Genomic DNA, 17,160 nt, shown 5'->3' on the forward strand with positions numbered 1-17,160 from the left:
CTTTCTATAACTTGCTTGCGCGTTACGTTCTGTAAGTATTACTTGCCGCGAACAACACCGTACAGACCGACAACGACCGCGACCGCGCCACCAATCAGGTACCACATGGCGTTGTCTGTTGGTTCACCGGTCACCGCCTGAGCAACTTCTGATGCTGGCGAATTGTAAGCTTCATAACCGAAATAAAGCAAAATAATACCAACCACGAGTAAAATAATTCCGATAACTTTATTCATGAAACCGTCCTTTAGTTATTGTTTATCTTCGGGTACTACTGCTTTCAGCATAGCAAAGAACTGACAAAATAGAACTTACGAAATTAAGAGCCTAGATACGACGTCAGCATCCAGGCCGTTTTTTCCTGTTCTTTAATGTAGTCGCTCATCAGCGCCGAGGTTCCCTCATCATCCGCCTGTCCGGCAAGTTCAAGTAGCTCGCGTTGCAGCCGGATTGTGGTTTGGTAGCTCTCCAGGATCTCACGGACGCAAGCTTTACCATCGTGGATATCTTTTGCTTCGCGTATAGAACTGTTCTTGATGTAGGTTGAGTAAGCATGCAAAGGACGTTGCCCCAAGGTCAGAATGCGCTCAGCGATCTCATCAATCTTCATCAATAGATCATTGTAGGTTTCTTCGAATTTTGCGTGTAGCTCAAAGAATTCCTGACCTTTAATGTTCCAGTGGAAGCCGCGAACATTCATGTAAAAGACCTGGTAATTGGATAACAGCTGATTGAGCTTCTCAGCCAGCTGTTCTGCATGTTGTTGATCAAGACCGATAACGTTTAACTGTTGCATCTGTAAACTCCTGCTTATCCGCTAAAAATTGTTGTAACTACAACTAGATGTAAGGGTCAGTATAGACCCTTTCAAGGGTAAGCGGGAATAGACAAAAGCGATTAGGATGATCGGCTTTCTTCAACTTTACCGTCGCGGATGTGCGCTTCACCACGTTGTTTGGCAAGCTGGATCTGTTTCTCCCGCTCAGCAAAGCGTTCTTTCTGTTCAGTCGTGGTTTTGTCATAGCAGTGGGGGCAGCTGACGCCTTTCTGGTAGTGCTCGGATTGCTTTTCGGCATCGGTGATCGGCATACGGCAGGCATAACACTGGTCGTAATCGCCTTGCTTCAACCCGTGGCGCACGGTGACGCGCTGATCAAAGACAAAGCAATCGCCATTCCAGGTGGTGTCTTCTTCTGGTACCTCTTCCAGGTACTTCAGAATGCCGCCTTTAAGATGATAAACATCGTTAAAGCCAAGGGATTTCAGGTAGGCGGTGGATTTCTCACAGCGAATTCCACCGGTACAAAACATCGCGACTTTTTTGTGCTGCTCTGGGTCGAGATGATCTTTTACGTACTGCGGAAAGTCGCGGAAGCTTTCGGTTTTTGGGTTAATTGCGCCGGCAAAGGTCCCTACTGCGTACTCATAGTCGTTACGCGTGTCGATAAGCAGCACTTCAGGGTCGCGGATCAAGTCATTCCAGTCCTGCGGGTCAACATAGGTACCGACGATATTTTTCGGGTCAACCCAATCGACTCCCATGGTGACGATCTCTTTCTTGAGCTTTACCTTGGTGCGGTAAAATGCCTGGGTATCGCTGGGGGATTCTTTATGCTCGATATCTGCAAATTCATCACGGGAACGAATAAAAGCAAGTACGTTGTCGATAGCCTCGCGGGTACCACAAACGGTGCCGTTAATCCCTTCACGAGCTAACAGCAGGGTGCCTTTCACGCCATTTTCGACCATGCAGTCGTAAAGGGGCTCGCGAAAAGCTTCAAAGTCGTTAATTTCCACAAACTTATAGAGTGCGGCGCAAATATACATAAGGACATCCTTCTTTTGGCGGTTCGGATCGCAAATCCGAGGTCAAAAATTGCGCGCGCATGTTACCACAAAATTACTCGTTGAGCAGCTCTTCAACACGCTTACGCAAACTGGTCATGCCGTACTGTTCACCGATAGCCAGTGCTGCTTCAGTATCTGCGCCCTGAAACCAGGCTGCGCGCAATGCCATCATGGCGCCGACTCTGTTGCTGCTGGCGCAATGCATAAAGATATTTTTATCTTCATTAAGCCAGAGCGTTTGATGGAAAAGCTTAACGTTTGCTTCGGTCAGGTCGTCGGCACCAGCGATGGGGATGTGGTAATAAGCAAGGTGATTTTCGGTCGCCCATTCTGGTTCATGAATATCGTTCATTTCCGCATGACTGCGCAGGTTGATCACCATATCCACACCTGCATCAGCAAGTAAGCCCATTTCATGCTTTTTCGGTTGCCCGCCGGCGGCGTGATTTGGCGCTGGCTGCGAGAAGTTGTAAATCTCTTCGACTGCGTTAGTCGCGACTATCCCTTCGCTGCGGTCGGGTTGGCTTGAACAGCCCATCGCTGTGAACAGAAGTAACGCGACGATGATGAGTTGAATTTGTTTCATAGTCGTTCCTTATATCAGTGGCCATTTCACTGGTCGCGCGACACGGAATGTCGTGCAGAGTTGCTAGCCTAGCTGGGCATGATTGGGTAGGATGATCCTCATGCATGGAGAGGATAGCAAATGAGTGAACAAAGCGCAGGATTAATCGTCGCCCACAGCCATAAGTTAGAGGACCTGACTGCGTTGGTTGTCCGGCTCACAAGGATTGCTCCTCTCAAGCCGTTAGAAAGTGAATGTGTATTGGTGCAGTCCAATGGTATTGCCCAGTGGTTGAAGCTGCATCTGGCAGAGGCCACAGGCATAGCGGCTATGCTGGACGTTACTTTACCCGCACGGTTCCAATGGCAAGCTTACCGTGCCGTGTTAGGTGACAACCTGCCGCGTCATTCGCCCTTCGACAAAGACCGTTTAACCTGGCGTCTGATGCGGGTCTTACCGGCCTATTTATCGCATCCGGAATTCGCTGCGTTAACGAACTACATGCGCGACGACATTGAGCAACGCAAGCTCTATCAGCTATGCGAACGCCTCGCGGATTTATTTGACCAGTATCAGATGTACCGTGCGGACTGGCTTGCAGACTGGGCCGCTGGTGGTGATATGCAAGCAGATGCCGAGAATATATGGCAACCCATGCTGTGGCGTGCTTTGCTTGCGGATGTTGGTAATGAAGGTTGGAACAACAGGGCGGAGCTGCATCACCGCTTCGTTACGGCCGCGCGTCAGCTTTCACCAGAACAGCGCCCGCCGGGGTTACCACCGCGCATAATCGTGTTTGGCATCTCCAGTTTGCCGCAGCAAATGATTGAGGTTTTGCACGCGGTGTCGTCCTGCTGCCAGGTGATTTTATGCGTGCATAATCCCTGTAAACACTTCTGGATGGACAGCATTGACGGCCGCGATTTATTTAAAGAAATTAAACGTAAGCGGCAGCAGCGGAAGCCCGGTCAGGCTGAGCTCGACATCACTAACCTGCATAGTGAAACCCATCCGTTGCTGGCCTCGTGGGGCAAGCAAGGTGGTGATTACATCGGCATGCTTGATCAGTTTGACGCCACCGCTGACAAGGCGGCGCAATTTAACACCCTCAACTTTGATCTCTTCGACGACGATTTCCCGGAAAACCCTACGCGATTGCGTCAGTTGCAGTCGGATATTTTGCACCTGCGCAGTACCAATGAAGCACACGCATGCTGGTCTGAGCTGGCGCAGGATGATTCATTACAATTTATCAGTTGCCACAGCCCGCAACGCGAGGTTGAGGTACTTCATGATCAGTTGTTGCATCTGTTTGCGACAGAGCCGGATTTACAACCCGCCGATATTATTGTCATGGTGCCTGATGTCGACGGCTATGCACCCCATATAAGCGCTGTTTTTGGCCGCTACCCGCGCGGTGATGAGCGGCATATTCCGTTCACTATTGCGGATCAGGGTATGCGTCATCGTCATCCTATTCTGGTTGCTTTGGAATATATACTGACGCTGAACCTGCAGCGCGCCACCGCCAGCGAGGTTCTGGATTTATTGCAGGTCGAAGCACTGCAAGAACGTTTTGCCCTAACTGCGCACGATGTTGCTCAACTACAAACCTGGCTGCACGAAGCCGGCGTGCGTTGGGCGTTGCATGAGCAACATCGTCAGCAACTGGGACTGCCTGCTGCAGACGGGCGTAATTCATGGTGGTTCGGTTTGCGCAGGATGTTACTCGGCTATGCGGTGGGTCGCCAGGATGGCATAGATTCGGCCTGGCAGGATGACGAACCCTATCCTGAAGTGGGTGGACTGGCTGCAAATGCCGCAGGGGCACTGCAGCAAGTTGTAAACGTCCTGAACGATGCTTTTCTAATGACCACTCAGGCGGCTACGCCAGCAAAGTGGAGTGAGCAGTTACTTACCCTGATGGACCGTTTGTTCCTGGCAACAGATGATAGCGATGAATTATTGCTCAATCGGCTGCGCAACCAGTTACAGGCATGGGTGGACGCCACCTCTGCAGCGCAGTTTAACGAACCAGTGCCGTTGACGGTCGTCGTTGAAAGTTGGCTATCACGGGTTGATGAACATCAACTGAACCAGCGGTTTCTGGCGGGTAGCGTGAACTTTGCCACTTTGATGCCGATGCGGGCGATACCTTTTAAGGGCGTGTTCTTATTGGGTATGAATGATGGTGAGTACCCACGTCAGCGGAAACCCTTTGATTTTGATTTAATGGCCAACGATTCACGGCCTGGAGATCGTTCGCGGCGCGAGGATGACCGCTATTTGTTTCTTGAGGCGTTACTGTCAGCACGGCGCTGGTTGTATATCAGTTGGTGTGGGCGCAGCATCAAAGATAATACTGAGAAGCCGCCTTCTGTGCTGGTGAGTCAACTGCGGGAACACTTACAGCAGCTCGGCGCCAAGGTGCCCTTACAGCATCACTATCTGCAGCCTTTTAATCCAGCCTATTTCACCAGTTCAGTGAGTGGTGAGGGGTTCTTCACCTACGCTCGTGAGTGGCACAGCTTGCATAGCGAGAGTTATGCCGCGCCCACCGCATCGACAGCTCTGGACGGCTGGTTACCTGAAGGTCCGGTGAATGTCCGCAAGTTGTATCATTTTTACTTAGAGCCTGCGCGGTGGCTGATGAACTTACGTTTTCAGTGCTATTTGCCGGACGCACGGGTGGAAAACCATGATGAAGAATTATTCACCCTTGACGGGCTGACGCGCTGGCAGTTGATTGATGCGTTAAATACACCGCTGCTTGCTGCCGCAGGTTCAGCCGCGACCGATGACGACTGGCAACAGTGGCTGCAAGGCTATGGCGCACGGTTGCAGCGCGAAGGCCGACTTAGTGATGGCGCTGGTGGTGAAGTGCAACAACGGGAATTACAGCAAACAGGACTACTTTTGTGGCAGGCAGTGCGTGAAGAGTGCGCGCGTTTTCCCCACTCACTGGAGGTGGAAAGCGTGCAATTTGGCGCACGTTTGCGGGTGCACGATACGTTTTCCGGGTTGCGTAGGAATGCGTCCGGGCAACGTGTGCGGTTGAAATTATCGGCCTCACGTTTGGTTGAGAAGACTGGCCGTCCGCGCTATATCAAACTTGCGGAAACCTGGCTCGAGCACTTGCTGTTGAACAGCCATGCTGCCACCACCACACAGTTCATCAGTGTCGAAAAGACCCTGAGTTTCAGTGCGCTGGACCCTGATTTCGCGCGGCAGCAACTGCAGCAACTGCTGGATTGGGCCGAACGCGGTCTCTGTGAGCCATTGCCTGTACATTTGGAATTGGTGCTGGCGGGCTGGCAAAAACCACTAACGAAAGGAAGCTCGGAATTTATCGAAAATGGCGATTTCAGCTTTTTGAACGAAGTTGCAGAAAAATTATACGAAGAGGATGACCGTCATAGAAATACCACGGCTTTGCGCCTGCGGGCGCGTTACATGAGTAGGTTCTATCCGGATTTCGCCGCGTTGACGGCTGTGGAAGAGCAAGCCACTGCGCTAGCTGAACAGCTCTACGCACCGCTGCTTGAATCCTTAGCAGGAGGCCAGCCAGATGACGAATAATACTGTACAGCAGTTGGTGCCACTGCAGTTCCCCTTACGTAACAGTCATCTGATTGAAGCGAGCGCCGGTACGGGCAAGACCTATACCATTGCGGCGCTTTATTTACGTTTAGTACTCGGCCACGATGCCGATGACCCTGGCCAACAACATGCCGGGCAACGGATGAAATCGCCACGCGAAATATTAGTGGTGACTTTTACTGAAGCGGCGACGGAAGAATTACGTGATCGCATTCGGGCGCGACTGACCGAAGCGGCTGAATTTTTTCGTAACGCGGATGAACAAGGCGATAGTTTCCTGCAGCAGTTACGCCTTGAATACCCGCCGGAGAGCTGGCCGTTGCAGGCTCGGGTACTGGATTTGGCAGCGCAGCAGATGGATGAAGCGGCGGTATCGACCATTCACGGATGGTGTAACCGCATGCTCAGTGAACATGCTTTTGCCAGCGGCAGTTTATTTACGCAAACTCTGAACGCCGATAACAGTGCATTACGGCAGCAGGCCGCAGAAGATTACTGGCGCCATTTCATTGCCCAACTTGAAGTCGCTGATCTGGCGGCCTACCGGGTTATGACAAGCACCTTCGCCAGCCCTGATGCTATCGTTTCACGTTGTCGCGAGTTGGTGCAAACTCCTGATGTCAATGCATCTGAGGAAAACTCAGACGTCAGTAGTGCGACCGCTGGTGGTCTGCAAGCCGGCAGTTTACAAATAGTGCAGCGGTATATCCATGCGGAACAGCAATTCCGTGAACAGTTCCATCAGCCTGAACTCTGGCAACAAAAGCTAGCGCTATTTCGTGCAACCTTTGTGCCCAAAGTCGGAGATAAAAACTATCTCGACGGACGTAAACTCACCCGCAAAAATCTGGATAACTGGCTGCTCAAAGTTGATGAGTGGCTGGCTGGTCTTGAAGTTTCACCGGCTTCCGCCGAATTGCTCCCGGATTTGACCGAAGCGGCATGGAAGCGACTGACTGCAGAAGGTCTGCAAGATGCCGCGAAATTTGAGCTTAGTGCTGACGAACTCGGGTTCCCGCGGTTACTCGAAGATGCCTTAAGGCAGCATCAGGAGCTTCCTGATCCGTCCGCCGGATTGCTGCAGCATGCAGCGGCATGGACTCAGCGACGGTTCCGGGAATTACAACAGCAGCGGGCGGAAATTGGCTTTGACGATATGTTGACGCGTTTGCGCGACGCTTTACGCGGCGACAACGGTGAGCAGCTGGCAAGCAAATTGCGCGCCCAATTTCCAATTGCCATGATCGACGAATTTCAGGATACCGACCCGGTACAGTATGAAATTTTCGACCGTATCTACTCCATTGCTGATACCGGTGATGACCATGGTATATTTTTGATTGGTGATCCCAAGCAGGCCATCTATTCTTTTCGTAACGCGGATATTTTTACCTATCTTGCGGCGCGGCGGGCTACCGAGAGTCGCCATCACACCTTGGGCGTTAACTTCCGTTCGACTCAAGCTATGGTGGATGCCAGCAACGCACTGTTTGCCCAGGCGGAAGCGTCCGAACGAGGGGCGTTCTTATTTAAACAGGACGATGATAATCCGTTACCCTTTCATTCTGTCAAAGCGAACGATTTGAACACAGAGTTTGTCTGTGACGATCAGCTTCAGCCAGCACTGGAATTTGACGTACTGCCTGCCAGCGGGGGTAAGAGTAACAATCCGGAGTTGGATCATGGCCTGGCCAATGGTTTTGCTGAGAAAATCGTTGCCTTACTGAATAATCCAACCGCGGGTTTTCGTCACCGTAAGACTGGTGCGTTTGTCCGTTTAAAGCCCAAAGATATCGCGATTCTGGTCACCAGCGGTTTCCAGGCTAACCTGATTCGACAAGCCCTGCGTCGTCGCTCGGTGGGCAGTGTCTACCTGTCGGAGCGTGATTCGGTATTTGCCGGGCGGCTGGCGCTCGACCTTTATACCTTGCTCGACGCATGCGCGAATCCTCGGGATCCCAGTCGTTTACGCAGTGTGCTTGGCTGCGAATTGCTGGGGCTGGGATTAGCTGAAATTGCCAGAATCACTGACGAAGAACTACGTTGGGATAGCTTTGCTGAGCAATTTGCCGACTATCATGCGGTCTGGCTGCGGCAAGGCGTGTTAGCGATGCTGCAGCAGTTACTGCATGACTTTGATGTGCCGGCGCAATTGCTGGCCAAAGCCAATGGCGAACGCGAGCTTACCGATGTACTGCATCTGGCTGAACTGTTGCAACAACAGGCGCAACAGGTGGAAGGTCACTATGGCCTGTTGCGGTTTATGGCCGAGCATATTGAACAGGCACAACAGGATAACAACCGCGCCAACAGCACAGAGCTACAGGTGCGTCTGGAAAGTGACGCTGAATTAATTCAGGTGGTCACCATACATAAATCAAAGGGCCTGCAATATCCATTGGTGTTTTTACCATTTATCGCTCGCGGCTGGGACGGCAAAGTGAGCTTTCCTCAACGTTATCATGATGCTGAGGGTAAGCTTTGCATGGCGTTAGATGACAAAGATAAAGCGATCGTCGAACGCATCAAGGAGGAGAGGTTTGCAGAGGAATTACGCAAACTCTATGTTGCCGTAACGCGGGCACAATATGCCACCTTCCTGGGTGTCGCCGATTATAAGACCCGTACGGGGAGTGCGCTGAACTATCTGTTTAAGCAGGGTAAGGTGGCGCAAGACCCAGAGCCTGCGGAGCAAAGCAAAGCCGCTGATCCAGACTTGTATGAATTTTCGTTACCAGGCGTAAGCCACACCCTAGAGTTAGTGAATAATCAGCACGTGACGAGCTATATCTCACAGCTTGAACAGCCACCACACTACCATGTTTGCCGGATGCCCGAGGGACACCGCTTCGCGAGCTGGTGGGTGGCAAGTTACAGTGCCTTACGCTATGGCGAGTGGGTGGCAAGTGATGATGCCGAGGGCAGTACCTTGCTTGAAGAGTTGCACGACGAACAGGCTGATGTGAAGGAGCAACCTGAAGCGCGGACGATTCACAGTTTTCCCCGTGGCGCTAATCCCGGAACCTTTCTACATGGGTTGCTGGAGGATGCCGGTAACGATGGTTTTGCGGCCGTGGCTGCGGCGCCGGACGAGTTGGCTGCATGGGTGGCGCAACGGACACCGGGTGCACCCTGGCAAGAGTATCAGCAGACCTTGCAGCAGTGGCTAGGTGAATACCTGCACACTTCATTCGCGCTGGCCGACGGTGAGTCTTGCCGGCTAGTGGACCTGCATACGTATCAAGCCGAACCGGAGTTCTGGTTTCCTGCTCATCAGGTCGATGCCGAGCATCTTGACCAACTGGTTCGCACTCATGTGTTACCCGAATACGGACGACCGCGGGTGCTGGCCACTACCTTAAACGGAATGTTAAAAGGCTTCATTGATTTGGTCTTCGAGTGGCGCGGCAAATATTACGTCGCTGACTATAAATCTAATTATTTGGGCGCAGACGATGGCGCATATTTACCTGAGAAAATGCGCGATAAAATTCTGGAAAGTCGTTACGACATGCAGTTCGTAATTTACACCTTAGCCCTGCATAAATTACTAAAAGCCAGGGTCCCGGATTACGCTTACGATACGCATGTCGGTGGTGCGGTCTATTTGTTCTTACGTGGCCATAACGCGCCTTCCGGCGGTGCTTTTTTTCATCGCCCGAGCCGCCAACTCATTGACGAACTTGAGCAACTTTTCGACCAGACGGAGGCCGCATGCAATTAATGTCGAGTTTGCGAACCTGGTATGAACATGGCTGGTTGCGCGCCATTGACCTGAGCCTGGCGGAATATATCTACACCAAACTTGAGCAGGATGCTGAACCTGTGGCGGTGCTGGCCGCTTTAGTCAGTCATCAACTTGGCCGCGGACATCCATGCCTTGAACTCGAACAGTTGCGTGCTGATGTTACGGCAACTTTGCAACTGCCGCCCGAGCATGCATCGTCTGAGAGCTTGCGCGCTTGTGCGTCGGCGCAGCAGATGATCGCCGAACTCGGCACCGATATCTGGACGAAACTGGCCGATTCCGCTGCCGTTTCAGAAGCAAATTCTCCCTTGGTGCTGCAAGGACAAGAACGTCTCTACTTGAGGCGTTATTGGGATTATGAGCAGCAGATAAAACGTGATCTCTTTGCCCGTATGGAACGGCACTATCCCGTTGCCAGTGAGCCGGTGGCCAGCGACGAACTGCGGGAGACCCTTGATGATCTGTTCGGCAGAAGCGGTAGCCTGAGTTGGCAACGCCTGGCCTGTGCCATGGCGGTACGTAGCGGCTTTACTATTATTACTGGCGGGCCGGGCACGGGAAAAACCTACACCGTAGTGCGGTTGCTGGCGACACTGCAACAACATCGTCCCAGTGCGGAACCGTTGCGGATCCGGCTGGCAGCTCCGACCGGCAAAGCGGCAAAACGCATGGAGGACTCCATCAATGAAGAGATCAAAAGGTTGCCGGCGCGCTATACTGAGGTGCTGACGGAGAACCAGGCGGTCACCCTACATCGTTTACTCGGCACCCGAGCGCGTAGCAGGGCATTCCGGCACAACGCGGGTAATCCTTTATTAGCTGATGTGGTCATCATCGATGAAGCTTCAATGGTCGATATTGAGATGATGGCGGCGATCACCGCAGCGTTACCTCCGGATGCCCGCCTCATCCTGTTAGGTGACAAAGACCAATTGGCGTCGGTCGAAGCCGGTGCGGTTTTAGGACAACTCTGCGAGGGGGCCGAAAACGGCCACTACGCGCCTGAGCTGGCGACGTGGCTGGATGCCACCCAGAGCGAGCATGCGTCTGGTGACGACAAGCCGGAACAATCAGCTCAATTGCCCCGGAAGTTGCTGGATGAGCAGGGCAAGCAGCAGTGGCCTTACCTGCAGCATACGGTGATGTTGCGCGAAAGCCGCCGGTTTAAGGCTGAAGAGGGTATTGGTAAGTTGGCGACTGAAATTAACCAGCAGCAGACGACATGGTTGAGTGAATGGTTGCGCGACGCGTCACAAGGACAGGTCACAGATAGCAAACTGGCGAATATTCAGTTTCTCCAAATCAGAAAAAGCTCGGCGGATTCATTAAAGAAATTAGTGTTAGCAGGCTATCAGCCGTTACAGGAACTGTTGCAAGCGGGCCCGGCGGCCTTCACTGATGTCACCGCCTGGGGTGAAGCTTTATTGCAACAGCTGGAACAGTTTCAGTTGCTTGCCGCGCTGCGCCGTGGTGACTGGGGCATGCAACGACTGAACGAACTGGCGACTTTATGGCTGCATGGCGACCGGGTCACCAGTGAGCAATGGTTTGTCGGCCGACCGGTGATGATCACCCACAATGATTACAGTCTCGATTTACGTAATGGTGATATCGGAATTGTTGTACAAGCCAGTCCAGACGAGCCTCCGCGCGTACTCTTTCGCGGGCATAAAAAGGGCAGTCTGCGTTGGTTGTTGCCGTCGCGTCTGACCCATGTCGAAACGGCTTATGCGATGACCATTCACAAATCCCAGGGTTCCGAGTTCACTCATACGGTGGTGGTAGTACCTGATCATGATACCCCGCTGTTGACCAAAGAGCTGCTCTACACTGGCATTACCCGGGCGCGTGAACAATTAACCTTAGTATGCGCCGAGCCAAAACTTGTTCTGCAGGCAACCCAGAGACAAATTGAGCGGGGTGGAGGCTTAACATGAACGCAATCCAGATATCGCAGCGCGTAGCTGTGCCAGAAAATGAAATTGAGTGGCAGTTTATTCGTTCAAGTGGTGCTGGTGGTCAGAACGTCAACAAAGTGGCCACCGCAGCACAGCTTATTTTTGATATTCATGCGTCTTCGTTACCTGACTTTTATAAGCAACGCTTGTTGGGGCGGAGCGATCATCGCATTACCCCCAGCGGGAAAATTATCATTAAATGTCAGACGACCCGCAGCCAGGTACAGAATCGCGAGTTAGCTTTGGCACAATTTATCGAGTTGGTTGCCAGTGCCGGTAAGGTCCAGAAGCGACGAATTGCCACCAAGCCAACTCGCGCGAGCAAAAAACGCCGCATCGAAAAGAAGAAAAAACGCGGCGATACAAAAAGTCTGCGACAGAAGCCATTGGTCTAATTCAACTTGCGACTCATCCCGGTAGTCGCCATACTCGAATGAGTTAAAACAAAAAAACAACAGGTATTTACAATGGCAGAACACAATAAAAAAGGCCTCTGGCTCCCTTTACTGGCAGCCGCGTGCGCCGTCTCACTTACCGGCTGCGGTGATGGCCATGACCCCGATCCCGTCGATGAAGTCGTGGTTACCAATCCTGAGCCGACAGGATTGATCGCTTTCGCTCCCGATGGTGAAGTCGAAGCAGACATCACCTGGACCGATTACGGCGTGCCCTATATCACCGCCGACAATTTAGAAAGTCTGGGTTACGGTGTGGGTTATGCCTTTGCGCGTGACAATATTTGTATTCTCGCCGACCAGGTGGTGAAGTTTAACTCTCAGCGCGCGCGCTATTTCGGTCCGGACCGCGTGCCAGGTAGTGGTGACTCTGACAACATTCTGAACGACTTTGGTTATTTAGCCTTAGGTATCCGGGAAAATGCTGAGCAGGGCTTTGAGCAAATCAGTGAGCGCGCACAAGCGCTTATTACTGGCTATGCTACGGGCTATAACCGTTACCTGGCCGATACCGGAGTCGAGAACATCGCTCCTGCATGTGCGGGGCAGCCCTGGGTGAAACCCATCACGCCGATCGATATTATGACCTACGCGCAGGGTGTTGCCTTACTCCCCGGAGCGGCCAATTTCACCGGACCGTTATTTTTAGCTATTCCACCTAATCAGGCAGGCGCAGCTTCGAATAAGGAGACTGGTGAAACGATGGCGGTCGGGCCTATTGCAGCCTTACACGCGGAAGTCCCGGATACTAATCCGACTGAAGCCGGCTCGAATGGCTGGGCGATAGGAAGCGATTTGAGTGCTACAGGACAGGGCATGCTCATTGCCAATCCGCATTTCCCACATACCGGCAATCAACGTTTCTGGCAGTTCGGTATCGAAATCCCTGACGAACTCAAGGTTGTTGGAGGTTCGTTGTCGGGTATGCCGGGTATTGTCAATATAGGTTTCAACGAAGATGTCGCATGGACCCATACGTTTTCCACAGCATCGCGTTTTACCATTCATCGTTTAACTCTGGACGCGAATGATGACGATGGCAAAACCTACATGCTGGACGGCGAACCGGTTGCCATGACCAGTAAGTTTCATGAAATCGAAGTGGCCACGGGCCCGGGTACCTTCATGACCTTACAGCGGACAAGCTACCATAGTGAGTTTGGTCCGGTTATTGTCATCCCGAACGCATTGCCATGGGGTACAGATCCTGTGACCGGGCAGGAAGTTGCCTACGCATTACATGATGCAAACCTGCCAAATTATGATCTCTTTGATCATTGGCTGGGCATGAACCTGGCCGACAGTATCGAAAGCTATAAACAAACTTTCGTCGATTACACCGGCACCGTGTTCAATAACGCGATGGCAGTGGATAAAGACGGCAATGCTTTCTTTACCGATGGTTCGTCGGTGCCCAATATAGTGCCAGAAGCATTAGCCGCCTGGTCTGAAAATGCGCTTTACCAGGGCTTATCGCAACAAGCCGGACTGTTTATCTTTCCAGGCGACGATAGTCTCTACTTGCCCCAGGGCACAATTCCATTCGCTCAGGCGCCACAGCTCGAACGCAATGATTTTGTTCAGAACTCCAACGATAGTTACTGGTTAACTAATCCAGCAGCGCCAATTACTGGAGTCTCACCGTTGTGGGGACCGGTGGGCAATCAACAGTCTTACCGCTCACGATTGGGCCAGAAAATGCTGGCCGAGGGCGGCTCTGTCGACGGTAAGTTTACCCGCGCCGACCTGGTTGATCGCCTGATTGGTAACCGTACCTGGTTAGCGGAAGCGGTATTGGCCGACGTGGTGACTCACTGTCAGGCACAAGGTACCACTCCGGTCACCAGTAGCAGCGGTGCCAGCGTTGATATTTCAACTGGTTGTGCAGCTTTAGCCCAGTTTGACGGTCATATGAACCTAGGCAGCGTTGGGGCGATGATGTTCCGCGAGTTTGCTACGGAATTCCGTCGCAACCCACAATGGCAAGTCGCATATGATCCGGCGCATCCGGTAACCACGCCGAACACACTGGCCGCTAATGCGACTGTGTTACAGCAATTAGCGACGGCACAGGAACGTATTGAAAATGCCGGCCTGGCGGTTGATGCAACATTGGCCGATGTGCAATTCGTCGAACGCAGTTTGCCAGACGGAACGCCGTCCGGAATGCGACTGCCCTGGGGCGGTGCGAACAATATCGAGGGTGGTTTTAATGTTTTCCGCAGCAACATGGGGAACGACGGTACCTTGTTACCGCGGCACACCTACCCATTGTTACCGGGATCTGACTTAAGTGCTGCCGCAGGTGGTTACCATATCACTTATGGTTCAAGTTGGATGTTCGCGCTGGAGTTCACTGCAGACGGGCCGGTTGCTGAAGGCTTGCTGACCTACTCTCAGGCATCGGACAGCAACTCAGATCATTATCTTGATCAAACCCTCTTGTATTCGTCACAGCCGCAATTACGTCAGTTGCACTTCAGCAATGAAGATGTGGCCAGCGTAGCAGCTGAACAGATTACTTTGACTGAAGAGTAAAACTTCCTTCCAGGCGCTGCAGGTGATCCTCAGCGCCGCAAATCTGGTAGTGGCCGCTGTTGTCGTCGTTTGAGGGTTTTTGCCAGAGCGCTATTTTGGCAGGCAAAGGCACTGGACGTTTAAAGGCAACATCAATTCTTTGTACTGCAGTCTGGTGAGTCCGCTCAAGTTCGGCCTGGGCTCGCCCTGCCATGTACATGCCGTGAATGATCGGCTTTTCAAAACCGAACCAACGCGATAACAACGGATGCAGGTGGATGGGATTAAAATCACCGGACAGGCGGGCGTAAGCACGGCCGACAGTCGTATTTAAATACCATTGTGCTAATTGTTGCCAGTCTTCGCCCGGCGGTACAGCGGCTTTCTGTTCTCTCGGCCTGGTCGGTTTCGGACCCTGTTTGGGCATGACCTGATATTGGCTCACACAGGTCACTACTTTGGTTTCCTGCTGCCAGAACTCAACATTGAAGCGCGGTCGCAAACGTCTTGGCGAGACCGCAGGACCACGTGCCGGCAGGTCGATATTGGCACGGATAAAAAACTCCAGGCCTAATTCTATCGGCGCATGCTGTTCAAGCTCGTTACTAACATGGACCAGACCCGGCGCCGGCCAGGGGAAAGCTTCATCTAACATTTGTGCAAGATGTACGCGTTGCGCCAGACAATACATCAAGGTCAGCGGAACTTCACTGACGAAGCCACCAAAAGCATCTTTATAACGGCCCACCTGTGCCTGACTCAGTGCGGGAGCTTTAAACTCATTCCGCATCCGGGTTGCAGATGCCTCGGCCTGATCGTTCCGTGCTACGGTAAATAGCGAACGAAAGAACATTCCGGGTAACTTCGGCAATTGTGAAGGGTGCGCCATTGGCTCCTGTAGATCCTGCATAATCATTCCTTACGTTAGATGCCCAGACTATAACATAATTTTGACGTTTATAGCCATTCGCCAGTAGCATCGAAGTCACAACCAGTATACATGGAATAGAGCGACGGAAGGACAAACCACTGCCGGGTCAACACATAGGATTAGTTACATGTACATGTTTTGTAATTTCGGAGGTTGAAGCTGTTTTTCTTCGGAATATTCATCAAAAGTACTTGACGAAAATTTAACCGGTGCTAATACTTTAGGTAAATCTAAAGTAAGGGTCGATTATGAGTCACATTTTAGTCGCTGGAGCTGGTTTAGGGGGTGTTTCTGTAGCTTTTGAGTTGCGCGAAAAATTACCCAAATCGGTGACTATTGAAGTCATTGGGGAGGGTAGCGAATTTAACTTCGTACCTTCGAATCCATGGGTAGCACTAGGCTCGCGAACACGTGAGCAAGTGACGATGCCTATCGATGATATCTTCGCTAAACATAAGATCGAGTTTAATGGTTCAGGTATCGCAAGCATAGATGCCGTGCAAAAGCAGGTTAGCTTAGGAGATGGTTCACAGCGCGATTACGATTATCTGGTGTTATGTACCGGACCCAAGCTTGCGTTTGAGAATGTGCCGGGCGCAGGACCCGAAGATGGATTTACGCAGTCGATTTGCACCGTTGATCATGCGGTCAAGGCGCATGACGCGTTTACAGAGTTGCTAAATAATCCAGGGCCTGTGCTGGTTGGCGCACTCGCTGGAGCGAGCTGTTTCGGCCCGGCTTACGAATATGTATTGTCGCTCGAATATGAACTGCGTAAACGGAAGTTGCGAGATCGGGTGCCGATTACTTTTATTACCCCTGAACCTTACCTGGGCCACATGGGATTAGGTGGTGTTGGCGACTCAAAGGGGTTGATGGAGCACAAATTCAGAGAACACGGCATCAAATGGATTTGCAATGCTAAAGTGACGGAATTTAAAGAGGCTGAGGCTGAATTTGTCGTTCTTAATCCTGATGGTTCAGTGACATCAGAGGAAGCGATGCCATTCAAGCTTGCGATGTTTCTGCCCGCCTTCAAAGGTTCGCCAGCTGTCGCTAATGTTCCTGATTTATGCAATCCGAAAGGGTTTGTGAAGACTAATAGTTACCAACGTTCTGTGCATTATCCAGAGATTTATGCGGCTGGTGTGTGTGTTGCAATCGCACCGATTGAGGACACTCCGGTGCCAGTAGGCGCGCCCAAAACCGGTTTGATGATTGAATCTATGACGACCGCAATCGTGACCAATATTAAGGCGTCACTTGGCGGCAGTGAAGCGTGGGTTGAGCCTACTCTCAGCGCGCTGTGCCTGGCTGATATGGGAAATACCGGGGCAGCATTTCTGGCCATACCGCAAAATCCGCCAAGAAACCGTAATTGGACCGGGTCTGGGCGCTGGGTACACTGGGCTAAAGTCGCGTTTGAAAAGTACTTCATGTTCAAAGTTCGGAATGGTACAAGTGAGCCGGTATACGAGAAAGTTGGCTTGCGAATGATGGGATTAAAGCGCTTGAAGTAAACAACAACAAGCGCTTTA

General features: G+C 51.9%; 11 protein-coding genes. 6 read left to right on the forward strand and 5 right to left on the reverse strand.

Annotated features, from left to right (window positions below):
* Positions 1 to 38: 38 nt before the first annotated feature.
* From CWI69_RS10315 to CWI69_RS10330, 4 genes are all read right to left on the reverse strand, one after another.
* The gene (locus CWI69_RS10315) at positions 39 to 236 is read right to left on the reverse strand and encodes a DUF3185 family protein (RefSeq protein WP_126764127.1); all 198 of its coding nucleotides are present in this window, start codon (positions 234 to 236) and stop codon (positions 39 to 41) included.
* A gap of 83 nt (positions 237 to 319) precedes the next feature.
* Complete coding sequence (locus CWI69_RS10320; RefSeq protein WP_126764128.1) at positions 320 to 796, reverse strand: Dps family protein; 477 nt, start codon at positions 794 to 796, stop codon at positions 320 to 322.
* Between the two features lie 101 nt (positions 797 to 897).
* Positions 898 to 1,827, reverse strand: coding sequence for an oxygen-dependent tRNA uridine(34) hydroxylase TrhO (trhO, locus tag CWI69_RS10325; RefSeq protein ID WP_126764129.1), 930 nt, complete (start codon positions 1,825 to 1,827; stop codon positions 898 to 900).
* A gap of 73 nt (positions 1,828 to 1,900) precedes the next feature.
* Positions 1,901 to 2,434 (reverse strand): protein tyrosine phosphatase family protein, encoded by a 534-nt coding sequence (locus tag CWI69_RS10330; protein ID WP_126764130.1) that lies wholly within the window; start codon positions 2,432 to 2,434, stop codon positions 1,901 to 1,903.
* A 120-nt stretch (positions 2,435 to 2,554) separates the two neighbouring features.
* On the opposite strand from CWI69_RS10330, the gene recC reads away from it, so the two are divergent.
* The 5 genes from recC to CWI69_RS10355 all read left to right on the forward strand — a co-directional run bounded on the left by recC (position 2,555) and on the right by CWI69_RS10355 (position 14,712).
* Positions 2,555 to 5,992: an exodeoxyribonuclease V subunit gamma gene (recC, locus tag CWI69_RS10335; protein ID WP_126764131.1), complete on the forward strand. Its 3,438-nt coding sequence runs from the start codon at positions 2,555 to 2,557 to the stop codon at positions 5,990 to 5,992.
* Positions 5,982 to 9,737 (forward strand): exodeoxyribonuclease V subunit beta, encoded by a 3,756-nt coding sequence (recB, locus tag CWI69_RS10340; protein ID WP_126764132.1) that lies wholly within the window; start codon positions 5,982 to 5,984, stop codon positions 9,735 to 9,737. Before recC ends, recB begins: the two co-directional genes overlap by 11 nt.
* Positions 9,728 to 11,698: an exodeoxyribonuclease V subunit alpha gene (recD, locus tag CWI69_RS10345; RefSeq protein ID WP_126764133.1), complete on the forward strand. Its 1,971-nt coding sequence runs from the start codon at positions 9,728 to 9,730 to the stop codon at positions 11,696 to 11,698. Before recB ends, recD begins: the two co-directional genes overlap by 10 nt.
* Positions 11,695 to 12,114 (forward strand): alternative ribosome rescue aminoacyl-tRNA hydrolase ArfB, encoded by a 420-nt coding sequence (gene arfB, locus CWI69_RS10350; RefSeq protein ID WP_126764134.1) that lies wholly within the window; start codon positions 11,695 to 11,697, stop codon positions 12,112 to 12,114. Before recD ends, arfB begins: the two co-directional genes overlap by 4 nt.
* Positions 12,115 to 12,186: 72 nt before the next feature.
* Entirely contained in the window at positions 12,187 to 14,712 is a 2,526-nt protein-coding gene (locus CWI69_RS10355) for a penicillin acylase family protein (protein ID WP_126764135.1), read from the forward strand.
* Here CWI69_RS10355 and CWI69_RS10360 read toward each other — a convergent pair.
* Positions 14,693 to 15,601 carry a MaoC family dehydratase gene (locus CWI69_RS10360; RefSeq protein WP_241971095.1) on the reverse strand — a complete coding sequence of 303 codons (909 nt, stop codon included), beginning with the start codon at positions 15,599 to 15,601 and terminating at the stop codon, positions 14,693 to 14,695. The two genes, CWI69_RS10355 and CWI69_RS10360, sit on opposite strands and share 20 nt — an antisense overlap.
* Before the next feature lie 269 nt (positions 15,602 to 15,870).
* Between CWI69_RS10360 and CWI69_RS10365 the strand changes: the two genes are divergently transcribed.
* Positions 15,871 to 17,142, forward strand: coding sequence for an NAD(P)/FAD-dependent oxidoreductase (locus CWI69_RS10365; protein WP_126764136.1), 1,272 nt, complete (start codon positions 15,871 to 15,873; stop codon positions 17,140 to 17,142).
* The last annotated feature ends 18 nt before the right edge of the window (positions 17,143 to 17,160 follow it).

It is taken from the genome of Pseudidiomarina halophila (assembly GCF_003987215.1).
Lineage (GTDB): Bacteria > Pseudomonadota > Gammaproteobacteria > Enterobacterales > Alteromonadaceae > Pseudidiomarina > Pseudidiomarina halophila.